We start from the raw sequence: 23836 nt of genomic DNA, 5'->3' as shown, positions 1-23836 counted from the left end.
CGGCGGGTCAAGCCCGGCGGCCGCGCGGGACGGCTCCGCCCGGCGGTGCGGCGCGGCCCCTGTCCGCCTCCTCCGGCGCCGCCCCGCCGCGCCCCGAGGCGGGCGCATCGGTGGCGATCTCGGCGAGGTCGTCGGGCAGGTGGTCGAGATGCGCGCCGAGCGCCGCGCGGAAGGCCGCGACGTCGCGCGCCAGCAGCGCGGCGAGGATGGCAGCATGCTGCTCCAGCGCCCGGTCGCGGTTGGCGCGCTTGCGCGAGGCGAGGAACCGCGCGCGCCAGAGGCGGGCCAGATAGGCCCGATGGGTGCGCGCCAGCGACGCGTTCTGCGAGGCCTCGGCGATGGCGCTGTGGAAGGCCATGTCGCGCTCGAAGGATTCGATCCGCCCGGCCTCGGGAAAGCTCTCTTCCATGCGCGTGGCGGCGGCCGCCACCGCCGCCAGCCCGGCCGCCGTGGCATGGCGACAGGCCAGCTCGCCCGAGAGCCGCTCCAGCGCGATCAGCACCTGCCCCTGATCGTAAAGCTCCTTTGCCGAGGGGTTGGCCACGACCGGGCTGCGCGACGGGCGCAGCTCCACCAGCTCCTCCTTGGCGAGGATGCGGATGGCCTCGCGCATCGGGGTGCGGCTGACGCCCATCTCGGCGGCGTGGTCGCGCTCCTTGATCGGCGCGCCGGGCGCCAGCGCGCCGCGCAGGATGGCGCGCCGCAGGTGCTGCGCGATGGTTTCGGGAAGGTTGGGGCCCGCCATCCGTCGGTCTCCGTGAAGCTGCCGCACCGCGCGCGCCGCGCGGATTTGGTATACCGAACCCCGCCGGCCGGGCGAAAGGGCTATGCCCGCGATTTCCGCAGGCGGCCTGCCGCGCCGTTGGCCGCCGCCGGCCCGCGAGGCCGCCATTCCCGCAGGACCGCCTTTGTCGGGATCGGCCCGCCGAAACGCCCCGATCCGGCGCGCATCCCGTTGACCGCGCACGCGAAACGTCGGAGGAACGGGGGATGAGATTGAACGGCAAACGCGCCTTCGTGACCGCCGCCGGGCAGGGCATCGGACGGGCCATTGCCCTTGCCTATCTGCGCGAGGGCGCCCGGGTCGTGGCCACCGACCTGAAACCGGCGCTGCTGGATGGGCTCGAGGGCGCTGAGACCGCGGCGCTCGACGTCACCAACGGCGCCGCGCTGACCGCCGCGGTGCAGGCCGCGGCGCCCGACATCCTGGTGAACTGCGCCGGCTTCGTGCATCACGGCACCATCGCGGAGGCCACCGAGGACGAGTTCGACTTTGCCATCCGGCTCAACGTGAAAGCGCAGTTCACCGCGATCAAGGCCGCGCTGCCGGCGATGCTGGAGCGCGGCGCCGGGTCGATCATCAACATCTCCTCGGCCGCCTCCTCGATCATCGGCGCCCCCAACCGGGCGGTCTACGGCATGTCCAAGGCCGCGGTGATCGGCCTGACCAAGGCGGTCGCCATCGACTACGTCGCCCGCGGCATCCGGGTGAACGCCATCTGCCCCGGCACCGTGGAAAGCCCGTCGCTGCAGGACCGGCTGCGCGCCACCGGCGATTACGAGGCTGCCCGGCAAGCCTTCGTGGCGCGCCAGCCGATGGGCCGGATCGGCCGCGCCGAGGAGATCGCGCATCTCGCCGTCTATCTCGGCTCGGACGAAGCGAGCTTCACCACCGGGCAGGCGCATGTCATCGACGGCGGCTGGTCCTGCGGCTGATGGCCCCGCAACCGCATCCTCCGCACGCCATCCCGCAGCGCGAGAACCGCACCGGGTTCGGCGTCGCGATGATGGCGCTCGCGGTGATGCTGTTCACCGGCAACGACACCTCCGCCAAGTGGCTGGTGATGGCCGGCATCGCCGCCATCCAGGTGGTCTTCGTGCGCTACGCGGTGAACTTCCTGCTGGTGCTCGCGCTGTTCCTGCCGCGCGAGGGCCCCGGCATCCTGCGCTCCAACGCGCCCCGCGTGCAGGCCCTGCGCGCCTGCTGCCTGTTCGGCAGCACGATCTGCAATTTCACCGCGCTGCAATACCTGCCGATCACCGTGACCACGACGATCATGTTCGCCGGCCCCATCGCGGTGACGCTGCTGGCGATCCCGCTGCTGGGCGAAACGGTCGGCCTGCACCGGCTCGGCGCGGTCTGCGTGGGCTTCGTCGGGGTGCTGGTGGTGATGCAGCCCTGGGGCGCGGAGTTCCACCCGGCGATGCTGCTGGTGCTGATGGCGATGACCTTCGCCTCGCTCTACTTCATCCTGACCCGCAAGCTCGCCGGGGTGGACAGCAACGCCACCATGCAGATCTGGGCCTCGGGGCTGGCCACAATCTGCCTCGCGCCCTTCGCGCTCGCGGTCTGGCAATGGCCCGACCGGGCGGTGGACTTCATCCCGCTGGCGCTGCTCGGCGTGTTCGGCGGCGTCGGCCACATCCTCGCGACCTTCGCCCACCGCCTGGCCGATGCCTCGATCCTCGCCCCCATCGTCTACATCCAGATCGTCACCGCGGCGCTGGCCTCGATCCTCGTCTTCGGCAGCTGGCCCACCGCCTGGACGCTGCTCGGCGCCGCGATCATCGCGCTGGCCGGGCTCTACATCTGGCAGCGCGAGCGCGTGCTGGGGCGGCGGCGCGCCGAACTTGAAGCGGCGGGCCGGGTGGACTAAGTTAGGTTGGTCCGGTCGGGACAGGACCAGCGGAGCACCGTGATGAAGACCGTCAACATCCACGAGGCCAAGACCCACCTCTCGCGCCTCGTCGAGGCCGCCTCGAAGGGCCAGGGCTTCGTGATCGCGCGCGCCGGCAAGCCGCTGGTGCAGGTCTCCGGCGTCTCGGTGCCGGCGCCGCGGCGCATCGGCTTCCTGAAGGGCCGGATCGACGTGCCGGAGGATTTCGACCGCATGGGCGCCGACGAGATCGCTGCCGCCTTCGACGGGCGCGCGTGAACCTCCTGCTCGACACCCACATCCTGCTCTGGGCCGCCGCCGACCACCCGGCGATGAGCCGCGCCGCGCGCGACCTGATCGAGGATACGGGCAACACGCTGTGGTTCAGCGCCGCGAGCCTCTGGGAGGTGGCGATCAAGCGCGCCCTAGACCGGCCGGATTTCCGCACCGATCCCGGCGTCCTGCGCACCGGGCTGCTGCAGAACGATTACCGCGAGCTGGCGGTAGAGGGCGCCCATTGCCTGACCCTGGCCGCCCTGCCCCGGCACCACAACGACCCCTTCGACCGCATGCTGCTGGCCCAGGCCCTGGCCGAGGGGTTCGCGCTGGTCACCGCCGACGCGCAGCTGGCGCGTTACGACGGGCCGGTCGTGCCGGTCTGAGGCGCCTTGCGAAGGCGCGCCGGGCCGGTCCGACCGGCTCCGCTCATTCCGCGGCCCGGCCCGGTTGGGTGACCGGCGTGATCAGCGGCCGCCCGGCCAGGAAGGCCGCGATGTTGTCGCGCTGCAGCCGGCCCATCGCCGCCCGGGTGGCATGCGTGCCGGAGCCCTGATGCGGCTGCAGCGCCACCGTGTCGAGCGCCAGAAAGCGCGGGTCGATGCGGGGCTCGCCCCGGAACACGTCGAGCCCGGCCCCGGCCAGCCGCCCCTCCTCCAGCCGCTCCAGCAGCGCCGCCTCGTCGACCGTGCTGCCCCGCGAGATGTTGACCAGCACGCCGTCCGCCCCGAGCGCGTCGAGCACCTCGGCCGAGACGATGCCCTCGGTCTCGGCGCCCCCGACCACCGCCACCACCAGCACGTCCACGGCGCGCGCCAGCGCCACCGGGTCGGTCTGCCGGACCCAGCCCGCCGGCACCGGTTTCTCGCGCCGCGACCAGTAATGCAGCTCCGTCTTGAAGGCGGCGAGCCGGTCGGCGATCTCGCGCCCGATCCGGCCGAGGCCGAGGATGCCGATCCGCGCCCCGGTGAGCGAGCGGTTGAGCGCGAAGTCGACGCCGGTGGCCCAATGCCCGGCGCGGATATGCGCCTCGCCCTGCCTGAGGCAGCGCATCTGCGCCAGCAGCAGCGCCACCGCGAGGTCGGCCACGTCGTCGTTCAGCACGTCCGGGGTGTTGCTCACGGCGATGCCGCGGGCCGCCGCTTCGGCGATGTCGATGGCGTCGAAGCCGACGCCGTAATTGGCGACCAGCCCCAGCCTGGGAAAGGCCGCCATCTCGGGCGCGCCGAACCGGGCATGGCCCTTGTAGGCGATGGCGCGCACCTCCGCCCGCTCGGCCTCGGGCAGGTCCAGCGCATCGGGCAGCGACAACGGCGCGCTGATGCCATAAGCCTCGGCGAGGCCCCGGCGATCCGCTTCGGAATAGGCTCCGATGGCGAGGGTTTCGGGCACGGCGGACTCCTTGCTGTGTCGTGGTGGCAAACTCGCGGCGGAGGGTATCGCACCGGCCCGGGGATGCGAGCGGGAATCCTCCGTGCCGCGCCGCGACGGCGCCGCCCGCTTCCCGGAGGCCCCGCCCCGGCCGGCCGCGCCCGCAAGACGCCGCGCGGCAAGGCCCCGAATCCGCTACCGAAACCCTGCCGCGGGCGGAATCGCGCCCGGCCGGGAGCGATTCCCGGCCCCCCTGTGGATAAGTGCGGGCGTGTCCGATCGCCCGATGGCCCGGGCAAACCCGTTGAGCGCACCGCTTTTTTCGTTCGAGATCAAGAGATTGGCCTTCGGCGCGCATTAGTGATTGAATTGTGACCCGATCCCGGGCATCTCTAGTAGCGACAAAGCGGCATCCGAAACGCGGAGCGTCGCTACCCGAAACAAAGAGGCCGCCAGAGAGAGCCTCACAAGAAGCGGGTCGAGGCAGTGGCAGACGGACCAATTCTACACGAGAAGATCCGCGAGAATGCGCGCGATCTTTCCGGCGCGCTGGAGCGCATGTCGCAGGTGTTCTTCGCACCCGCCGACACCAAGACCCTGCGCAGCTTTTCGACCCGAGAGGTGACCGAGCTTCTCGGCGTCTCGGCGGGCTATCTGCGCAAGGCTCATGCCGAGGGCCGCCTGCCCGACATCCCGCTCGCCGCCAACGGCCAGCGCATGTACACCGCCGAGCAGATCCTCGAGGTGCGGCGCATCCTCGCGCGCGACGCGCGCTCCGACCTGCACAAGTACCTGCCCGGGCGCAAGGAGGGCGACCACCTGCAGGTCTGGAGCTTCGTCAACTTCAAGGGCGGTTCGGCCAAGTCGACGACGGCGATCCACACCGCGCAACGGCTGGCGCTCAAGGGCTACCGGGTGCTGTGCATCGACTGCGACCCGCAGGCCTCGCTGACCACCTTCTTCGGCTACGCCCCGGAGGTCGATTTCGCCACCGGCGGCACGATCTACGACGCCATCCGCTACAAGGATCCGGAGACCAAGGAGCCGCCGGCGCCGCTGCGCGACATCGTGCGGCGGACCTATTTCCCCGGCCTCGACCTCGCCCCCGGCGGGCTGATGCTGTCGGAATTCGAGCACGAGACCCCGCGCGCCCTGCAGGCGATGGAGAAGCCGCTCTTCTACGAACGCATGGCCGCGGCGCTGGCCGACGTGGAGGCCGAGTACGACGTCGTGGTGATCGATTGCCCGCCGCAGCTCGGCTATGTCACGCTCTCGGCGCTCTCGGCCTCGACCTCGATGGTGATGACGGTAATCCCCGACCGCATCGACATCGCCTCGGCGGCGCAGTTCCTGACCATGTCCTCGAACCTTCTCGAGGTTCTCGCCGACAGCGGCGGGGTGCGCCAGATGGACAATATGCGCTTCCTGATCACCCGCTACGACACCGCGGTGGCCAGCCAGGTCGAGCTCGCCGCCTATCTGCGCGACATCTTCGGCGACCAGGTGATGAAGCACCCGTTTCTGAAATCCTCCGAAGTGGCGGCGGCCGGGGTGTCGCAGCGCAGCGTCTGGGAGGTCTCGCCGGCCGAGACCAACCGCCGGACCCTGGCGCGCATCCTCGACAGCGTGATCGCGGTCACCGACGAGATCCACGAGATGATCCAGAAAAGCTGGGGGCGGACATGAAGGGGCTGAAGGAGAACCTCGCCCGGGCCCGCGAAGCCCAGGAGACCGGACCCCGCGAGGCCCCCAAGGGCGGCTATCGCGGGGCCGTCGGCGTGATGGGCGCCACGATGTCGGAGATGCGGGCGGAAATGGCCCGGCTGCAGGCCGCCGCGCCGTCCGAGATCGACCCGGCGCGGATCCGCGCCTCGCGCTTCCGCGACCGGCTCGACGTGGGCCACGGCATCGAGGATCTGACCGCCTCGATCGAGGCCAGCGGCCAGCGCATCCCGGTCCTGGTGCGCCCCCTGCCCCGCGCCAGCGAGTTCGACGAGCCGGAATACGAGATCGTCTACGGCCGCCGCCGGGTCGAGGCCTGCCGGCGGCTCGGCCGCCGCGTCGCGGCGGTGATCTCGGAGATGAGCGAGGACGAGGCGCTGATCGCCCAGGGCCTCGAGAACGCCGCCCGGCTCGAGACCTCCTATGTCGAGCGCGCGCTCTTCGCGCAGCAGATCCGCGAGGCCGGCAAGAGCGATGAGGAGATCGCCGGCATCCTCGGCAAGGACCGGGCCGAGATCAGCCGCATGCGCACGCTGATGGAGGTGGTGCCGGCCGAAGTGATCGAGGCGGTGGGCCCGACCAGCGCCGGCCGCATCCGCTGGGAGGAGGTCAAGAAGGGCGTCGCCCGGCACGGCGTGCCGGCAGCGGAGGCCTGGCAACACCCCGGCGCCACGCCCGAGGAGCGGCTCGAGGCGCTGCTGGCCGCCCTGCGGGCGCTGGCCCGCGGCCCGGCCCGTCCGGCGGCGGCGGTGGCGCCCCGGCGGCTGGGCAGCGTGGCGGTCGCCCGCAAGGGCGCCGCGCTCAGCCTGAAGGCGGCCTCGAAACAGGATCGCGGATTTCTCGACTATCTCGAGACCCGCCTGGACGACCTTCATGACGAATGGAGCAAGTCCTTGAAATAAAAGGATTTGGCAGGTGTCATCCCGGGGTTACGGGGCGCGAGACAGACGCCCCGGACCACCAGATAAGGGAGACGCTGCCAGCACGCCGGTCCGCGAGGGCCAGAGGACAAGAGCAGAAAGAGGAGCGGAGCGGACAAAAAGAAACCCGGCAAAACCGAAGTCTCACCGGGCATCCAAAAAGTAGTAGCTGACTTCTGGATAGCGTGTGGCTGCGGGCAAATCAACTCCGAAATCCCGATTTCGGAGCAGGGTTTCGTCATGTCCGGCGAACAGTGCCATGACAGACATCACCCCGGACGCACCGTCGCGGTCCGGGCCCGGCGGAGCATTGCGGCCCCGTCCCCGGCCCGGGCATTTCTTGGTCGATCGCTGGCAGGCGCTCGATCTCGTCAAGGAGGTCCGGCGCAGCCTGGGCCTCGGCGAGCGCGAGATCGTCGTGCTGCAGGCGCATCTGAGCGTGCTGCCCAAGGGCCCGGTGCGGGCCGACGGGCTGCTCATGAGCTATGCCGAGGTGCAGGGCATCCTGTCGCGCGCCGGCTGCATGTGCGAGCGCCGGTTCCGGCGTGGCGAGCGCGAGCTGGAACGCGCCGGGCTGATCGCGCGGCGGCTCTCCGCCAATGGCCGGCGCTTTCCGGTGCGCGACGGCGAAGGCCGGGTCGTCGATGCCTACGGGGTCGATCTCCGCCCGCTCTTCCTGCGGCTCCGGGAACTGGGCGAGCTGCGCGACCGGCTGCACCGGGAGGCCGCCGAACGCGCCGCGCTGCGCAGCCGGATCAGCGCCCGGCTGGCCGAGGTGAGCCGCCGCGTGTCGGCGGCGGCGGGCGCCCTGCCCCAGGCCCTCGCCGAGCTCGCGGCCTCGGTGCGCCAGACGCTGCGCCGCGCCACCACCACCCTGGCGGAGATGCGCGGGATCGAGGCCACGGTCGAAGCCGCTTGCGGGGCCTGGGAAGATGACCACGCTCACGCGGCCACGGCGGACGTCTCGCCCGGCGATGGCGGACAGAATGTCCGGCACATAGAGGCTTCAGGAAAAGATTCCAGATCCTCCCGCCCTGCCCCGGCCGCGGTTGCGCCGGAGAACGACGAACTGTCATGGGAGAATTGCCGGGTGCTGCCCGGGCTCTACCCCGACCCGCCCCGGACGCCCCAGGCGCTGGCTGCGCTGCTGATCGAGTTCGGCGGCTTCCTGGGACTGGACCGGTCCCGCCTGCTACCACTTCTCGAGATGCTGGGGCCAGCGCGCATGCTTATCCTGCTGGACCATGTCGCCGAGAAGGTGGACCGTATCCGCGCCCCGGGCGCCTATCTCCAGGCGCTCGCCACGCGCTGGCGGGAGGGAGAGACGATTGCCGACGGCCGCATCCCGGGCCGGCGCGCCGCCGCGGCGGGCTGACCGGCGGGGCCTGCATGTCGGGGATCACGAAACTGCGGCGGGCGCAGGGTTCCGGGACGGGACGCCGCGCGCCCCGCCCCCGGCGGCACGGTTCAGCCGCGGCCGATATAGGGCATGGCGGTGGCCATGACGGTGACGAACTGGACATTGGCCTCGGGCGGCAGCGACGCCATGTGCAGCACCGTCCGCGCCACGTGCGCCACGTCCATGACCGGCTCCACCTTGATGCTGCCATCGGCCTGCGGCACGCCCTTGGTCATCGCCTCGGCCATGTCGGTCAGGGCATTGCCGATGTCGATTTGACCGCAGGCAATGCCAAAGGCGCGCCCGTCCAGCGACAGCGACCGGGTGAGCCCCGTCATCGCATGTTTCGACGCGGTATAGGGCGCCGAGCCCCAGCGCGGCACCTGCGCCGAGACCGAGCCGTTGTTGATGATCCGCCCGCCCTGAGGGTCCTGCCGGCGCATCTGGCGGAAGGCGGCCTGCGCGGCGACGAAGGCGCCCATCACGTTGACGTCGATCAGCGCGCGGATCGCCCCGATGTCGAGCTCGTCGATCGGCGCGCCCTTGAGGGCCAGACCGGCATTGTTGAACAGCGCGTCGAGCCGGCCCCACTCCGCCACCACGCGGTCCACCGCCGCGGCCATGGCGCTGGGATCGGTGACGTCGCCGGGCAGAACCCGCGCGTTTGGGTGCCCCGCCGCGGTTTCCTCCAGCGGGTCCGGACGGCGGCCGACGAGACCCACGCCCCAGCCGGCCTCGAGAAAGGCGCGGGCGGTGGCACGGCCGACGCCGCTCCCGGCCCCGGTGATCAGGATCGATTTGACAGCTGTCATTTGACGCCCCTCAGTGGTTGTCGCGCGGCAGGTTGCGCGCCACCCGCTGATACGCGGTTGCGAGTTCGAGGCAACCGCCCTCGGCCAATTGCCCGACATGGCGGCGATAGAGATCCTGCCAGGGCGTCTGGCTGACCATCTCGGGCGGGGTCCACGCCGCCTTCCGCGCCTGCCATTCCGCCTCGGGCACTAGCGCGTCCATCCGCCCGGCATTGAGGTCGAGCCGCACGCGGTCGCCGGTCCGCAGATGCGCCAGCCCGCCGCCCACCGCGGCCTCGGGCGAGGCGTTGAGAATGGAGGGGCTTTCCGAGGTACCCGATTGCCGCCCGTCGCCCGCGGTCGGCAAATGGGTGATGCCGGCCTTCAGAACCGCGTCGGGCGGCTGCATGTTCACCACCTCGGCGGAGCCGGGATAGCCCACGCAGCCGACATTGCGGATGAACAGGATGGTCCGCTCGTCGATCTCCAGCGCCGGATCGTTGATCCGGTCGTGGTAATCCTCCGGGCCCTCGAAGACCACGGCGCGGGCCTCCAGCACGCCGGTCGACAGGAAGCGCCGGCGGAACTCCTCGGAGATCACCGAGGTCTTCATCAGCGCGCTGTCAAACAGGTTGCCGGTCAGCACGACGAACCCGGCCTCTTGGCGCAGCGGATCGCCATAGGGGCGGATCACGTCGTGGTTCAGGCTTCTCTGCCCGGCGAGATTGGCACCCAGCGTGGCGCCGGTGGCGGTCATCGCCTCGGAATGGAGGCGGCCGGCCGCGAGCAGCTCTCCCATCACCGCCGGCACGCCGCCCGCGCGATAGAAATCCTCGCCGAGATATTTGCCCGCGGGCTGCATGTTGACCAGCAAGGGTTCGGCATGGCCCAAGTCCTGCCAATCGAAGACGTCGAGCGCGACCCCAGCATGGCGCGCGATGGCCTGCAGATGCGGCGGCGCGTTGGTCGAGCCGCCGATCGCGGTGTTGACCCGGATGGCGTTCTCGAAGGCCTTGCGGGTCAGGATGTCGGAGGGCTTCAGATCCTCGTGGACCATCTCGACGATGCGCCGGCCGGTGCGGTAGGCCATCGCCATGCGCTCGCGGAACGGGGCAGGGATCGCCGAGGATCCGGTCAGGGTCATGCCCAGAGCCTCGGCCAGGGCGTTCATGGTGGAGGCGGTGCCCATGGTGTTGCAATGGCCGAGCGAGGGCGCCGAGGCGCAGGCCCGGTCGATGAACTCGGCATAGTCGATCTTGCCCTCGGCCAGGAGGCGGCGGCCTTCCCAGATCACCCCGCCGGAGCCCACGCGCTGGCCCTTCCACCAGCCGTCGAGCATCGGGCCGCCATTGAGCGCGATGGCCGGCAGGTCGACCGTGGCCGCGCCCATCAGCATCGCCGGTGTGGTCTTGTCGCAGCCGGTGGTCAGCACCACGCCGTCGATCGGGTAGCCGTGCAGCACCTCGACCAGACCGAGATAGGCGAGGTTGCGGTCCAGCGCCGCGGTCGGGCGCTTGCCGGTCTCCTGAATCGGATGCACCGGGAATTCCATCGGCACGCCGCCGGCCTCTCGGATGCCGGCCTTGATGCGCTCCATCAGGAAGACGTGGATCTTGTTGCAGGGGGCGAGGTCGGAGCCGGTATTGGCGATGCCGATGATCGGCCGGTCGCCCTGCAATTCCTCCCGCGTGAAGGCCTGGTTCTGGTAGCGCTCGAGATAGAGCGCGGTCATGCCGGGATTGTTGGGATTGTCGAACCATTCCTGGCTGCGGAAGCGCCGGTTCGCGCGGGTCTCGGCCATCGGAAGTCTCCCTCGGTCGGCAATGGAAAGTATCGAGCGTGCGGCGATCCTCGGAAATGGTATACCAAAATGCAAGGCAGCTGCAGGCTTCCGCCCTCGCGGAGAGGGGGCGGGGCCATGGAGGGCGCAGCCATCGGATGCCCGGCAGCCCTGCCGCGCCCGCACCGTGGCTATCCCGGCCGCCGCGCCAGGGAGGCGGCGGGGATTGACCAGGGTGCGCGGCGGACCCTAGGGAACGGTATAGCAAGGTCCGGGCGGGCAGGGGGCAGGATGGCGCGGATGACAGGACGGGCAGGGCGGTGCTGATCTTCGCGCTGGCGGTGGTCTTTCTCATCATCACCCCGGGGCCCGGCGTGCTGTCGGTGGCGGGGATCGGCGCGGGCTACGGCATGCGCGCCGGGCTGCGCTACATCGCGGGGCTCTTCATCGGCACCAACCTTGTGGCGCTGGCGGTGATAACCGGAGTCGCGGCCCTGGTGCTGGCCGAGCCGCTGCTGCGCGGGCTGCTCACGGCCGCCTCGATCCTCTACCTGCTCTATCTCGCCGCGCGCATCGCGCTTGCGGGGTCGCGGCTGGCCTTCGTCGCGGCGCGCCGGGCGCCCGGGATCGGCGCCGGCCTGGCGCTGCAGGCGATCAACCCAAAGGCCTACGCCGTGAACACCGCGCTGTTCGCGGGCTTTCCCTTCGCCCCCGGCCAGATGATCTTCGAAACCGCGGCGAAGCTGGTGATCGTCAACGCGATCTGGATCCCGATCCATCTGGGCTGGCTCTGGGCCGGGGCGAGCCTGCACCGGCTCGACCTGTCCGAGGCGGCGCAGCGCCGGATCAATTACCTGATGGCCGGCGCGATGCTGGCGGTGGTGGCGCTCGCCGCGCTCACCGGCCTTGGCGGAGAGAAATGATGCGCGACATGCCCCCGCTCGACAGCTTGCAGGCGCTTCTGGGCGCGCGCCTTTCCCTGGCGCCCGGCGTGCTGCGCGCGCATGGCCAGAACGAGACCTGGTATCCCGAACACCTGCCCGACGCCGTGGCGTTCCCGGAAAGCACCGCGGAAGTGTCGGCGATCCTGGCCTTCTGCCACGCCCATCGCTGGCCCGTGGTGGCCTATGGCGCGGCCTCGTCGCTGGAGGCGCAGCACCTTGCGGTGTCGGGCGGTCTCTGCCTCGACATGGGGCGGATGAACCGGGTGCTGGCGCTCCGCGACGCGGACCTGCAGGTGGTGGTGCAGCCCGGGCTCACCCGGCTCGCGCTGAATTCCGAGCTGCGCGCCACCGGCCTGTTCTTCCCGATCGATCCGGGCGCGGATGCCTCGCTCGGCGGCATGGCGGCGACGCGGGCCTCGGGGACCACCGCGGTGCGCTACGGCACCATGGCGGAGAACGTGCTGGCGCTCGAGGCGGTGCTGGCCGACGGCACGGTGATCCGCACCGGCAGCGCGGCGCGCAAATCCTCCGCCGGCTACGACCTGACGCGGCTGCTGCTGGGCTCCGAGGGAACGCTGGCGGTGATCACCGAGCTGACCCTGCGGCTGCGCGGCGTGCCCGAGGCGGTGGTCGCGGCGACCTGCCGGTTCGCGGATGTCGAGGCGGCGGTGAACTGCGTCATCGCCACCATCCAGTCCGGCCTGCCGATGGCCCGGATCGAGCTTCTGGACGAGATGATGGTGCGCGGCTTCAACCTTCATTCCGAGGCCGGGTTGCCCGAGCGGCCGCACCTCTTCCTCGAATTCGACGGCAGCCCCGCCGGGGTTGTGGAACAGGCCGAGAGCTTCCGCGCCATCGCCGCCGAATTCGGCGCCGAGGCCTGGCGCAGCGCCGCGCGGAGCGAGGAGCGGTCGCAGATCTGGACCATGCGGCACAGGGCGCATTACGCCAGCCAGGCGCTCGGCGGGCCGGGCCGGCAGCTCTACGTCACCGATGTCTGCGTGCCGATCTCGCGCCTGGCCGAAGCGGTGGTGACGGCGCAGCGCGCAGCGCGGGCCCGCAAGCTGGCCGCGACCATCGTCGGTCATGTCGGCGACGGCAACTTCCATTGCGGCGTCAGCCACGCTCCCGGCGCTGCCGACGAGGTCGCGGCGGTGCGCGATTTCGGCCATGTCCTGGCGCGGCTGGCCCTGGCGCTCGGGGGCACGATCTCGGGCGAACACGGCGTCGGTCTCGGCAAGCGCGACCTGATGGTGGAAGAGCACGGTGCGGCGCTCGGCGTGATGCGGGCGATCAAGGATGCCCTCGATCCGAGGGGCATCCTCAATCCGGGCAAACTGCTGCCCTAGGCCGCGCAGCAGCAGGGGAGGGGGCAGGGACGTGCGCGGCGCGCCTCAGCCCCAGGGGCCGCGGCTGTCGCGCCGCGGTTGCACCGGCGCCGCGGCGCGGACCGGGGTGCCGGCCGCACCGGCCATTTCGCGCAGCGCCCGCACGCGGTTCTCGGTCGCCGGGTGGGTGGCGAAGAGGTTGTCGTGCTTGTGGGCGTGCAGCGGGTTGATGATGAACATGTGCGCGGTGGCGGGATGGCGCTCGGCCGAGTGGTTGTCGATCCGGGCCGCGCCCTGCTGGATGCGCTCCAGCGCCGCGGCGAGCCAGAGCGGCTGCCCGCAGATCTCCGCCCCGGCGCGGTCGGCGGCGTATTCGCGGGTCCGGCTGATCGCCATCTGCACCAGCGCCGCGGCGAGCGGCGCCACGATCATCATCGCGATGACCCCGAGGATGCCCATGCCGCCCTCACGCCGGGGCCCGAAGAACATGGCGAAGTTCGCCAGCATCGAGATCGCGCCGGCAAAGGTCGCGGTCACCGTCATGATCGCGGTGTCGCGGTTGCGGATATGCGCCAGTTCGTGGGCCACCACGCCGGCCAGTTCCTCGCGCGAGAGGCTGCGCATCAGCCCGGTGGTGACCGCGACGGCGGCGTTCTGCGGGTTGCGCCCGGTGGCGAAGGCGTTGGGCTGCGGCGTGTCGATGACATAGACGGCGGGCATCGGCAGCCCGGCATTGCGCGCCAGGTCGGCCACCATGCGCGTCAGCCCGGACGGGTCGTTGGCGGCCACCGGGCGCGCATTGTGCATGCGCAGGACCATCTTGTCGGAATTCCACCAGGTCACGGCGTTCATCGCGGCGGCGACGGCGAGCGCGATCCACATGCCGTTCGGCCCGGCCAGCAGGTAGCCGATCCCCATGAAGAGCGCCGTCATGGCGGCCATCAGCAGCGCGGTCTTAAAGTATCCCATGGGCGTTGTCCGTGTGTCTGCGACGGAGCAAGACCTAGGCGAAACCCGGGACGGCGCAATAGCCCCGCGCAACGCAAAAGGCGCCGCGGAAGCGGCGCCCGTCTAATTGTCACGCGGCGGGGGAGGGGGTCAGGCCGGTCCGGCGACCGTCTCGGCGTCGCTGGCGGCGACGATGTCGCCGAGCGCCTTGGTCAGCTGCGAGGTGGACAGCGGCTTGGGGCAGCACCGGGCGTTCGGGTAGGCGGCCAGGATCTCGTGGCTCAGGGCATGGCCGGAATGGAAGATCAGCTCGACATTCTTCTCGAGCAGGGCATTGGCGACCGGAAAGACCTCGCCGTCGAGCAGGCGGACGTCCAGGATGGCGGCGTCGACATGCTGACTGCGCGCGGCGCGTTCGCCGTCGCTGACGCGGGAGAACGGCCCGATCGGCTCGTAGCCCATATCCTCGACAAGGAATTGCAAGTCGAGCGCCACGATGGGCTCGTCCTCGCAAATGAGCACGCGCTTGCGCGGCATCCCGCCTGCACCGTTATCCTTCGGACTCATACACCAACCTCATCTTCCGCCGGTAGGATCCCGTCTCGACCTCGACCTGTCCCTGGAGCTGCGCGGCAGACAGCTGGACCAGGGTGGAACCGAACCCGGATTTCCCCTCATGGACCTCAACAGGGTCGTCGTAGGTTTCGTTCCACTCGAGATGCACATTTTCTCCGTGTTGCGCCCAGGACACGTCGAGCCGCCCGGAAAGCGGCCCCAGCACCCCGTATTTCGCGGCGTTAGTGGCCCATTCGTGCATCAGCAGCGACAAGGCGGTGAGTTCCTTGTTGCTGATCGGCACCTTGGGACCCTCGATCACCAGCTTGGTGTGGCCGGCATAGGGTTCGAGCGAGCCGCGGATCGCGTCCTCGAGCGTCAGCGACTGTTCGTTCGGTGCCCGCTGGGTGAGGTCGTGCGAGCGCGCCAGCGCGGTGATCCGGTCCTCGAGCCCGCTGACCAGCTCCTCGACCGATCCGGCATTGCGCCGCGCGATGCGGATCATGCCCGACAGCACCGAGAACATGTTCTTCACCCGGTGGTTCATCTCGCGCAGCATGATCTCGCGGATGCGCACCGCCTCCTGTTCCTCGGTCACGTCGATGACCACGCCGAGGAAGCGCATCCGGTTCTCGCTCCGGACCTGGCGGCCGACGCAGCGCAGGGCGCGGGCCTGCTCCGACCCGCCATCGATGCGGAAGGTGACGTCGAGCAGGCCGGCCGGATCGGTCTCCATGCGCATGGCGCTTTCGAGGCTGGCCCGGTCCTCCTCGACCACCCGCTCCAGCAGGTCGCGCAGCGACAGCAGGCCCTCCTGGCTCTGGAAATGCTGGCAGACCATGTCGTCGAGCTTCAGCGCGCGCGCCTCGGGATCAAATTCCCAGATGCCGAGCTGCGCCACGTCGAGCGCCAGCCGCAGCCGCTCGCCCTCGTGATGCAGCGCGTCCTCGAGCCGCAGCGCCTCGGTCAGTTCGGTGAAGACCAGGGTGGCGCCGTCGATCTCGCCGCCGCGCTTGCGGTAGGGGGTGATGACCAGCGACCAGGTGCGGCTGTCGGAACGGTCGGTGACGCGCAGGTGGCGCGCATCGCCGCGGGTCATCACCTCGTCGACGCAGGCCAGGATGTCGTCATGGCGCCGCACCGTGCTGGTGACCTCGCGCAGCGGGCGCCCGCGATCGCCGTCGCGGAACGGATAGATCGCCTCGGAGGCGTCGGTGAAGTTGCGGATGCGGGTCTCGGAATCCACCACCACCAGCGCCAGCGCGGTGGATTTGAAGAAGTTCGACAGGTCGGCATTGGCGACCGAGAGCTCGTCGACCTTGCTCTTCAACTCGTCGTTGACGGTGGAGAGCTCCTCGTTGGTCGATTGCAGCTCCTCGTTCATCGACATCATTTCTTCGTTGGAGCTCTTCAGCTCCTCGTTCGCGGTCTCCAGTTCCTCGACGGTGACGTGCAGGCGGGACCGGGTGGCGCGCAGTTCCTCCTCCAGCGCCTGGACGTGGGAATCCGAGGGCTCGACCTCGACATAATCGCTGTCCTCCATCGGCTGGAAGCGATCGGTCTCGCGGAACACCAGCAGCACGGATCCATCGCCGCGCGGCTCGGCGATGAGGTCGAACTTCTGCTCGCCGAATTCCGAGCGCGCGCTCAGATCGCGGGTCAGCGCCCGCTGGGTGCCGCCCGCGACCTTGCGGATGATGGCCGAGATCGCCTCGCGCACGCCGGGCTGCGCGGCCGTGGCGGCGAATTGCGGCTCGGTGGTTCCGGGCTGCACGTCGAGATACTTGCCCAGTCGGCCCGAGGCGCCGAGGATCTCGCCGTTGGCCGAGACGTGCAGCGTCGGCGGGGCATAGGCGGCGAGGATGCGTTCGGCGATCGTCGGCTCCTCGTCGGACGTCCGGCGGCGGCGGTGCTCGACAGTGTTGTCGCGGGCCTTGCGCAGAACCGCGCGCGGCCGCTGTCCGGGCTGGCCGCGCAGATGCAGCGGATATTGCGGGCGCGCTTCGTTGCGCTGGAAGATGCGGGCATGCTGGTCGACCGGGCGGAACATGTGGTCGAACCGGCCGAGCGTTTCCGACGGCCCGAGAAACAGCGTGCCCTTGGGGCGGACCGCATAATGGAAGATCGGCAGCGCCGAGGATTGCAGCTCGTCGCCGAAATAGATCAGCAGGTTGCGGCAGGACAGCAGGTCGATGTTGGAGAAGGGCGGGTCGCGCACCAGGCTGTGCACCGAGAAGCGCACCATCTCGCGGATGCGGGAGGCGATCTGGAACTTGCCCTCGCGCGCCAGGGTGAACTGCTCGCGCATCTCCTCGGGGATGTCCGCCAGCGCGGGGTGCGGATAGACGCCCTCCCGGCCGATGCTCAGCATCTGTTCGTCGATGTCGGTGGCGAAGATCTGCACCGGCACCGGGCGCCCCTGCAGGCGCTGCTCCTGGGCGAACAGCATGGCGATGGAATAGGCTTCCTCGCCGCTCGAGCAGCCGGGCACCCAGACCCGGATCTCGTCCGAGGTGCTGGCCGCAGCGACCAGCGGGCGGATCACCTTGTCGCGCAGGACCTGGAAATGCTCGGCGTCGCGGAAGAAGCGGGTGACGTTGATCAGCAGTTCGCGGAACAGCGTCTCGCATTCGCCGATGTCGGTCTTGAGATGGGCGAGATACTCCTGCGCATCGGCCAGGTCGAGGACCTGGATCCGGCGCTGCACCCGTCGGGCCAGGGTGGATTGCTTGTAGCCGGAAAAGTCGTGCCCGACCGTGCTGCGCACCACGGCGCAGATGTCGTCGAGGCTCTGCTCGACGGTCTGGTGGGGCGTCTCCACGCCCTTGCGCAGCATCGCATGGGCGTAGAACTGCTCGATGCAGTCGACGATGTTGTCGGGCGCGCAGACGTAATCCACCATGCCGGTGGCGCGGGCGGAGCTCGGCATGCCGTCATACTTGGCGGTGTTGGGCTCCTGCACGATGCACAGACCGCCATGCTCCTTGATGGCGCGCAGCCCGGCGCTGCCGTCGGCGCCGGTGCCCGACAGGATCACGCAGGCCGCGAACGGCCCCTGGTCGAGGGCGAGGCTCTCGAAGAAGTCGTCGATCGGGCGGCGCAGCCCGCGCGGCTGGGCGAAATCGGTGAGCTCCAGCACCCCGTCCTCGATCGACAGGCCGTGTCCCGGGGGGATGATGTAGACATGCCCGGGGGCGACCCGTTCGCCGCCCTCGGCCTGCAGCACCTCGAGCGCGGTGTGGCGCGACAGCAATTCCGCGAGCAGGCTCTCATGCGTCGGGTCGAGGTGCTGGATCACCACGAAGGCCAGGTTGGCATCCGCCCGCGCCGTGCTCAGCATCTCGCGGATGGCCTCCAGCCCGCCGGCCGAGGCGCCGATCCCGACGATGCAGACACGCTCCGGCTGGGCCGGATCGACGGGCTCCCGGCGTGTCAGCTCGCGGTCTTGATCATTCATGTCCATCCGCACCTGATGCAGCCTAGCGGGGGGCCTCGTCCAGCGCCAATCGGGCGAGCAGGGCCACCGAATCCGAAATCATCTGGGCCGAGGCGAGCACCGCGAGACCGAATTCGCGGCTCAGCGCCTCGACGTCGATCATGGTCTCGCGCAGCGCGTGCTCCTTGCTCTGCACCGTATGCTCCCGCGCCGCGGTGGTGATGTCGAATTGCGAGCCGAGGATGAAGCGCGTGCTGCCCTCGCGGTCGCGCAGCCGGGTCATCAGCACGTAGTTGCGGAAGGCGCTGCCGTCCTTGCGGTAATTGAGGATCGGAAAGCGGCCGTTCTCGGCCTCGGGGTCGGCGACGAAATCGCGCAGCGCCTGGCGGTCGTCCGGGTCGGTGTCGGGGCCCTGGAGAAAGCGGCAGTTGCGTCCGAGGCAATCCTCGTCACCGTAGCCGGTGAGCCGGCGGAACGGCTCGTTGATGTAGACCAGCGGCATGTCGCCGCCCACCTCCGCGACCGACAGCGGCGCGGCCGACCGATCGAGGTACTCCCGCAGGCGGTCGGGCAGGGCGGTCTGCAGGGCGGACATCGCGAAACTCCGGTTGATCTTCGGCCAGCATCAATAGCTGGACCGCGTCCCGGCTTCGGCAAGGGCTATTTCCGGGACGGCGGCAGGCTGCCGATACGGCAGGCGCGCGCCGCACTCTCTGGCCCTCGCGCGCGATTCGCATTAGGGAGGCAGGGAGAACAGACGCGGCAGCAAGCCGACCGTGACCGAGCAGCAAGACGAGACCAGCGTGCAACCCCAAGCCGAATCCTCCCGGCCGGCGGCCGGCGACGTCGCGACCCCCCTCGCGCCATTGCAGATCCGCGGCCGTTTCCTCACCGCCATCGCCCTGCACCCGGCGGGGGCGCCCGATGCGCGGTTCCTCCGCCACCTCGACGCGCGGCTGGCGAAGATGCCGCAATTCTTCGCCGGCGCGCCGGTGGTGATCGACCTCGCCACCGCCGGGGCCGAGTTCGGCGAGCGCGACCTCGCGGAGCTGGTGGCGGCGCTGCGCCAGCGCCAGCTCGACGTCTTCGGGGTGCAGAATGCCAGCCCGGTCCAGGTCGAGGCGGCGCGGCGCGCCGGGCTGATCCCGGTGGCCGGCGGGCGCGACGCGCCGATGCCCGCGGCGGGGCCCGCCAACACCGTGCGGCGCACGCCCGGCGGCGCCGAGGAGCCGGCACCGCGGCCGCGCGGCCGGGCGCTGCTGGCCGCCGCCAACCGGGTCATCACCGAGCCGGTGCGCTCGGGCCAGTCGGTGGTGGCCGAGCGCGGCGACCTGACGGTGATCGGCACGGTGAGCTCGGGCGCCGAGCTCATCGCCTCGGGCAGCATCCATGTCTACGGCCGGCTGCGCGGCCGCGCCATGGCCGGCGTCGAGGGTGACGAGACCGCCCGGATCTTCTGTCACAGCCTCGATGCCGAGCTGCTGGCCATTGCCGGGCTCTACCGCACCAGCGAAAGCATCGGTCCCGAGCTGCGGCTGCGTCCCGCCCACATCCATCTCGACGGCGAGCGGCTGACCGTTTCGCCGCTCGACTGAACCTCAACCGACAGGAGCCTTTCGTGAGCAGAATCGTCGTCGTCACGTCCGGCAAGGGCGGGGTGGGCAAGACCACCTCCGCCGCCGCCATCAGCGCCGCGCTGGCGCAGCAGGGTCACAAGACCGTCGTCATCGATTTCGATGTCGGCCTGCGCAACCTCGACATGATTATGGGCTGCGAGCGCCGCGTGGTCTTCGACTTCATCAACGTCATCCAGGGCGACGCCAAGCTCAAGCAGGCGCTGATCAAGGACCGCCGGCTCGACAACCTCTTCGTGCTGCCGACCTCGCAGACCCGCGACAAGGACGCGCTCACCAAGGAGGGCGTCGGCAAGGTGCTCGACGAGCTGCGTGAGGAGTTCGACTACATCGTCTGCGACAGCCCCGCCGGCATCGAGCGCGGCGCCCAGATGGCGATGTACTACGCCGACGAGGCGGTCGTGGTGACCAACCCCGAGGTCTCCTCGGTGCGCGACAGCGACCGCATGCTGGGGCTGCTGAACTCCAAGACCCGGCGAGCCGAGCAATCCGGCGCCACGCCGGTCTCGGCGCATCTGCTGATCACCCGCTACGATCCCAAGCGGATCGAGCTGGGCGAGATGATGACGGTCGAGGACGTGCTCGAGATCCTCGCCATCCCGCTGCTCGGCGTGATCCCGGAAAGCCCCGCCGTGCTGCGCGCCTCGAACGAGGGCGTGCCGGTGGTGATGGGCGAGCCGTCGCGCGCCGCGCAGGCCTATGACGACGCGGTCAAGCGCCTGACCGGGGCCGAGATCGAGATGCGCATCGAGAGCGAGCGCCAGCCCGGCCTGATCCGGCGTCTGTTCGGGCGGACGGCCTGAAATGTTCGGATTCACCCTGAGGCCACGCCGCCCCCGCTCCGCACAGACCGCCAAGGAACGGCTGCAGATCCTGCTCGCGCACGAGCGCGGCGATGACGGCCCCTCGGCCGATTTCCTGCCGATGCTGCAGCGCGACATCCTCGAGGCGATCCGCCGTCACGTGAAGGTCGACAACGACGCCGTCGACATCCGCATGGAACAGGCCGACGACATCTCGAGCCTCGAGATCAACATCGAGCTGCCGACCCGCGCCAAGGCGCAGGCCTGAGCCGCCCCGGGCGGGCCCCGCCCGCCGCGACGCTGCCCGCCGCCCCCGGTCCCGCAATCCGGGGGCGGCCTGCGTTCCGGGCCGGGCCGCGGCCCCTTCCTGCCATCAAGACGCTTGTCCGGCGGCGCCATCCGGCGCAGCCTCGTGCCGGTCGGCGGCGGTTGACCGACGCCGCGCCGGCGCGTATATGAACGGACGTTCATTAACCTAGGGAGGGGCACGATGTTCGATGCCGTCATGCGGTTCGATCTCGGCGACGAGGTCAACGCCTTGCGCGATATGGTCAATCGCTGGGCCCAGGAGCGGATCCGCCCGATCGCGGGCGAGATCGACCGGACCAACGCCTTTCCCGAGGATCTGTGGACCGAGATGGGCGATCTGGGACTCCTGGGCATCACCGTGCCCGAGGAGGATGGCGGCGCCGGCATGGGCTATCTCGCCCATGTCGTGGCCACCGAGGAGATCGCCCGCGCCTCGGCCAGCGTGTCGCTGAGCTACGGCGCGCATTCCAATCTCTGCGTCAACCAGATCAACCTCAATGCCACGCCCGAACAGAAGGCCAGGTACCTGCCCGGGCTGATCTCGGGCAAGTCGGTGGGCGCCCTGGCGATGTCGGAGGCCGGCGCCGGGTCGGACGTGGTCGGCATGGCGCTGAAGGCCGAGAAGTCGGGCAACGCCTCCTACATCCTGAACGGCAACAAGTACTGGATCACCAATGGCGGCGAGGCCAACACGCTGGTGGTCTACGCCAAGACCGATCCCGCGGCGGGCTCCAAGGGCATCACCGCCTTCCTGATCGAGAAGGCGATGCCGGGCTTCAGCCAGAGCCCGCATTTCGACAAGCTCGGCATGCGCGGCTCGAACACCGTCGAGCTGACCTTCGAGGATGTCGAGGTCTCGGCCGAGAACATCCTCGGCGAGGAGGGCCGCGGCGTGAAGGTGCTGATGTCGGGGCTCGACTACGAGCGCGTGGTGCTGGCGGGCATCGGGCTCGGCATCATGGCGGCCTGCCTCGACGAGATCATGCCCTATCTCGCGGAGCGCAAGCAGTTCGGCAAGCCGATCGGATCGTTCCAGCTGATGCAGGGCAAGATCGCCGACATGTACACGGCGATGAACTCGGCCCGGGCCTATGTCTACGAGGTCGCCAAGGCCTGCGATGCCGGCCGGGTGACGCGGCAGGACGCCGCCGCCTGCTGCCTCTACGCCTCCGAGCAGGCGATGGTGCAGGCGCACCAGGCGGTGCAGGCCATGGGCGGCGCCGGTTTCATGAACGAGACCCCGGTGAGCCGGCTGTTCCGCGACGCCAAGCTGATGGAGATCGGCGCCGGCACCTCGGAGATCCGCCGCATGCTGATCGGCCGCGAGCTGATGGCGGCGGTCTCCTGATGGCGGTCCTGCACTCCTCCGTCTCGCCGCGCTCGGAGGCCTTCGCGGCCAACGTCGCGGCGCATGAGGCGGCGCTCGCCCCGGTGCGCGAGGCCGCCGAGGCGGCGTTGGCGGGCGGCGGCGACGCGGCGCGCGAACGGCATCTCGGCCGCGGCAAGATCCTGCCCCGCGACCGGGTGGCGCGGCTGCTCGATCCCGGCTCGCCCTTCCTCGAGATCGGCATGTTCGCCGCGCACGGGCTCTATGACGGCGCCAGCCCCTCGGCCGGCGTGGTCGCGGGCGTCGGCCGCGTCGAGGGGCGCGAGGTCATGGTGGTCTGCAACGACGCCACGGTGAAGGGCGGCACCTACTTCCCGATGAGCGTGAAGAAGCACCTGCGCGCCCAGGAGATCGCCGAGCAGAACCGCCTGCCCTGCATCTACCTGGTCGATTCCGGCGGGGCCAACCTGCCCAACCAGGACGAGGTCTTCCCCGACCGCGACCATTTCGGCCGCATCTTCTACAACCAGGCCAACATGAGCGCCAAGGGCATTCCCCAGATCGCCGTGGTCATGGGCTCCTGCACCGCGGGCGGCGCCTATGTGCCGGCGATGTCGGACGTCACCATCATCGTGAAGGAGCAGGGCACCATCTTCCTCGCCGGCCCGCCGCTGGTGAAGGCGGCGACGGGCGAGGTCGTCTCGGCCGAGGATCTCGGCGGCGGCGACGTCCATACCCGGCTCTCCGGCGTGGCCGACTACCTCGCCAATGACGACGCCCACGCGTTGGCGCTGGCGCGGCAGGCGGTGGCCAATCTCAACCGCACCAAGCCCGCCACCGTCGAGCTGCAGAGCCCCGAGGCCCCGGCCTACGACCCCGACGAGATTCTCGGCGTGGTGCCGGCCGATCTGAAGACCCCCTACGACATCCGCGAGGTCATCGCCCGCATCGTCGACGGGTCGCGCTTCGACGAGTTCAAGGCGCGCTACGGCACCACCCTGGTCTGCGGCTTCGCCCATGTCATGGGCATGCCGGTGGGCATCGTCGCCAACAATGGCGTGCTGTTCTCGGAGGCCGCGGTGAAGGGCGCGCATTTCGTCGAGCTCTGCTCGCAGCGCAAGGTGCCGCTGGTCTTCCTGCAGAACATCACCGGCTTCATGGTCGGCCGCGCCTACGAGAGCGCCGGCATCGCCAAGGACGGCGCCAAGCTGGTCACCGCGGTGGCCACCACCAGCGTGCCGAAGATCACCCTGCTGGTCGGCGGCTCGTTCGGGGCGGGCAATTACGGCATGTGCGGCCGCGCCTATTCCCCGCGCTTCCTCTGGACCTGGCCCAACAGCCGGATCTCGGTGATGGGCGGCGAACAGGCGGCGGGCGTTCTGGCCACCGTCAAGCGCGACGCCATCGAGCGCAAGGGCGGGGCCTGGTCGGCCGAGGACGAGGCCGAGTTCAAGCGCCCGACCATCGAGATGTTCGAGCGCCAGTCGCACCCGCTCTACGCCTCGGCGCGGCTCTGGGATGACGGCATCATCAATCCGCGCCGCTCGCGCGAGGTGCTGGCGCTGAGCCTGGCCGCGGCGCTGAACGCGCCGGTCGAGGACACGCGCTTCGGCGTGTTCCGGATGTGAGGGGGCGG

At 70.2% G+C, this 23836-nt stretch carries 22 protein-coding genes; 14 read left to right on the top strand and 8 right to left on the bottom strand.

All coding sequences use genetic code 11. The features are described 5' to 3' along the window. Positions 1 to 7: 7 nt before the first annotated feature. Positions 8 to 745 carry a GntR family transcriptional regulator gene (locus ACXYMW_RS08055; protein ID WP_459034798.1) on the bottom strand — a complete coding sequence of 246 codons (738 nt, stop codon included), beginning with the start codon at positions 743 to 745 and terminating at the stop codon, positions 8 to 10. 245 nt (positions 746 to 990) lie between these two features. On the opposite strand from ACXYMW_RS08055, the gene ACXYMW_RS08050 reads away from it, so the two are divergent. The 4 genes from ACXYMW_RS08050 to ACXYMW_RS08035 are packed head-to-tail and all read left to right on the top strand — an operon-like array spanning position 991 to position 3319. Beyond that, complete coding sequence (locus ACXYMW_RS08050; protein ID WP_459034797.1) at positions 991 to 1716, top strand: SDR family oxidoreductase; 726 nt, start codon at positions 991 to 993, stop codon at positions 1714 to 1716. Then, positions 1716 to 2657: a DMT family transporter gene (locus ACXYMW_RS08045; RefSeq protein WP_459034796.1), complete on the top strand. Its 942-nt coding sequence runs from the start codon at positions 1716 to 1718 to the stop codon at positions 2655 to 2657. Before ACXYMW_RS08050 ends, ACXYMW_RS08045 begins: the two co-directional genes overlap by 1 nt. A 42-nt stretch (positions 2658 to 2699) precedes the next feature. After that, complete coding sequence (locus ACXYMW_RS08040; protein ID WP_459034795.1) at positions 2700 to 2936, top strand: type II toxin-antitoxin system Phd/YefM family antitoxin; 237 nt, start codon at positions 2700 to 2702, stop codon at positions 2934 to 2936. Then, positions 2933 to 3319: a type II toxin-antitoxin system VapC family toxin gene (locus ACXYMW_RS08035; RefSeq protein ID WP_459034794.1), complete on the top strand. Its 387-nt coding sequence runs from the start codon at positions 2933 to 2935 to the stop codon at positions 3317 to 3319. Before ACXYMW_RS08040 ends, ACXYMW_RS08035 begins: the two co-directional genes overlap by 4 nt. Before the next feature lie 43 nt (positions 3320 to 3362). Here the strand turns inward: ACXYMW_RS08035 and ACXYMW_RS08030 are convergent, their stop codons facing one another. Then, on the bottom strand, positions 3363 to 4325 hold the full coding sequence (locus tag ACXYMW_RS08030) for an NAD(P)-dependent oxidoreductase (RefSeq protein ID WP_459034793.1): 963 nt from the start codon (positions 4323 to 4325) through the stop codon (positions 3363 to 3365). A 465-nt stretch (positions 4326 to 4790) separates the two neighbouring features. Between ACXYMW_RS08030 and repA the strand changes: the two genes are divergently transcribed. The 3 genes from repA (at position 4791) to ACXYMW_RS08015 (ending at position 8321) form a co-directional block, all read left to right on the top strand. Further along, a complete protein-coding gene (gene repA, locus ACXYMW_RS08025; protein WP_459034792.1) occupies positions 4791 to 5990 on the top strand; it encodes a plasmid partitioning protein RepA in 1200 nt (399 codons plus the stop codon). Then, positions 5987 to 6928, top strand: a complete 942-nt coding sequence (gene repB / locus ACXYMW_RS08020) for a plasmid partitioning protein RepB (RefSeq protein ID WP_459034791.1) — start codon at positions 5987 to 5989, stop codon at positions 6926 to 6928. Before repA ends, repB begins: the two co-directional genes overlap by 4 nt. 358 nt (positions 6929 to 7286) lie before the next feature. Beyond that, positions 7287 to 8321 carry a helix-turn-helix domain-containing protein gene (locus ACXYMW_RS08015; protein WP_459034790.1) on the top strand — a complete coding sequence of 345 codons (1035 nt, stop codon included), beginning with the start codon at positions 7287 to 7289 and terminating at the stop codon, positions 8319 to 8321. A 92-nt stretch (positions 8322 to 8413) separates the two neighbouring features. On the opposite strand, the gene ACXYMW_RS08010 is transcribed toward ACXYMW_RS08015, so the two are convergent. Both ACXYMW_RS08010 and ACXYMW_RS08005 read right to left on the bottom strand, forming a co-directional pair. Continuing rightward, positions 8414 to 9157 carry an SDR family oxidoreductase gene (locus tag ACXYMW_RS08010; RefSeq protein ID WP_459034789.1) on the bottom strand — a complete coding sequence of 248 codons (744 nt, stop codon included), beginning with the start codon at positions 9155 to 9157 and terminating at the stop codon, positions 8414 to 8416. Positions 9158 to 9167: 10 nt separating this feature from the next. Next, a complete protein-coding gene (locus ACXYMW_RS08005; RefSeq protein WP_459034788.1) occupies positions 9168 to 10937 on the bottom strand; it encodes an IlvD/Edd family dehydratase in 1770 nt (589 codons plus the stop codon). Between the two features lie 299 nt (positions 10938 to 11236). Between ACXYMW_RS08005 and ACXYMW_RS08000 the strand changes: the two genes are divergently transcribed. Next, the gene (locus ACXYMW_RS08000; protein WP_459034787.1) at positions 11237 to 11839 is read left to right on the top strand and encodes a LysE family translocator; all 603 of its coding nucleotides are present in this window, start codon (positions 11237 to 11239) and stop codon (positions 11837 to 11839) included. 8 nt (positions 11840 to 11847) lie between these two features. Then, on the top strand, positions 11848 to 13209 hold the full coding sequence (locus ACXYMW_RS07995) for an FAD-binding oxidoreductase (RefSeq protein WP_459034834.1): 1362 nt from the start codon (positions 11848 to 11850) through the stop codon (positions 13207 to 13209). Between the two features lie 45 nt (positions 13210 to 13254). On the opposite strand, the gene htpX is transcribed toward ACXYMW_RS07995, so the two are convergent. From htpX to ACXYMW_RS07975, 4 genes are all read right to left on the bottom strand, one after another. Further along, complete coding sequence (gene htpX, locus ACXYMW_RS07990; protein ID WP_459034786.1) at positions 13255 to 14157, bottom strand: zinc metalloprotease HtpX; 903 nt, start codon at positions 14155 to 14157, stop codon at positions 13255 to 13257. Positions 14158 to 14286: 129 nt separating this feature from the next. Continuing rightward, entirely contained in the window at positions 14287 to 14673 is a 387-nt protein-coding gene (locus ACXYMW_RS07985; RefSeq protein WP_459034785.1) for a response regulator, read from the bottom strand. A gap of 13 nt (positions 14674 to 14686) precedes the next feature. Further along, complete coding sequence (locus ACXYMW_RS07980; protein WP_459034784.1) at positions 14687 to 18148, bottom strand: chemotaxis protein CheB; 3462 nt, start codon at positions 18146 to 18148, stop codon at positions 14687 to 14689. A 22-nt stretch (positions 18149 to 18170) separates the two neighbouring features. Further along, positions 18171 to 18722 (bottom strand): PAS domain-containing protein, encoded by a 552-nt coding sequence (locus ACXYMW_RS07975; RefSeq protein WP_459034783.1) that lies wholly within the window; start codon positions 18720 to 18722, stop codon positions 18171 to 18173. A gap of 181 nt (positions 18723 to 18903) precedes the next feature. Here ACXYMW_RS07975 and minC point away from each other — a divergent pair, with 181 nt between their 5' ends. The 5 genes from minC to ACXYMW_RS07950 all read left to right on the top strand — a co-directional run bounded on the left by minC (position 18904) and on the right by ACXYMW_RS07950 (position 23828). After that, positions 18904 to 19722, top strand: a complete 819-nt coding sequence (minC, locus tag ACXYMW_RS07970) for a septum site-determining protein MinC (RefSeq protein WP_459034782.1) — start codon at positions 18904 to 18906, stop codon at positions 19720 to 19722. Positions 19723 to 19745: 23 nt separating this feature from the next. Further along, positions 19746 to 20564, top strand: a complete 819-nt coding sequence (gene minD, locus ACXYMW_RS07965) for a septum site-determining protein MinD (RefSeq protein ID WP_459034781.1) — start codon at positions 19746 to 19748, stop codon at positions 20562 to 20564. Between the two features lies 1 nt (position 20565). Continuing rightward, entirely contained in the window at positions 20566 to 20832 is a 267-nt protein-coding gene (gene minE, locus ACXYMW_RS07960) for a cell division topological specificity factor MinE (RefSeq protein ID WP_459034780.1), read from the top strand. Positions 20833 to 21054: 222 nt separating this feature from the next. Then, on the top strand, positions 21055 to 22221 hold the full coding sequence (locus tag ACXYMW_RS07955) for an acyl-CoA dehydrogenase family protein (protein ID WP_459034779.1): 1167 nt from the start codon (positions 21055 to 21057) through the stop codon (positions 22219 to 22221). Continuing rightward, positions 22221 to 23828, top strand: a complete 1608-nt coding sequence (locus tag ACXYMW_RS07950) for a carboxyl transferase domain-containing protein (protein ID WP_459034778.1) — start codon at positions 22221 to 22223, stop codon at positions 23826 to 23828. The genes ACXYMW_RS07955 and ACXYMW_RS07950 overlap by 1 nt, the downstream gene beginning before the upstream one ends. The last annotated feature ends 8 nt before the right edge of the window (positions 23829 to 23836 follow it).

The sequence above is a fragment of the Roseivivax sp. CAU 1761 genome, from assembly GCF_054482755.1.
The sequence above is the reverse complement of the archived record's forward strand: the minus strand, read 5'-3'. Positions and strand labels throughout refer to the sequence as shown.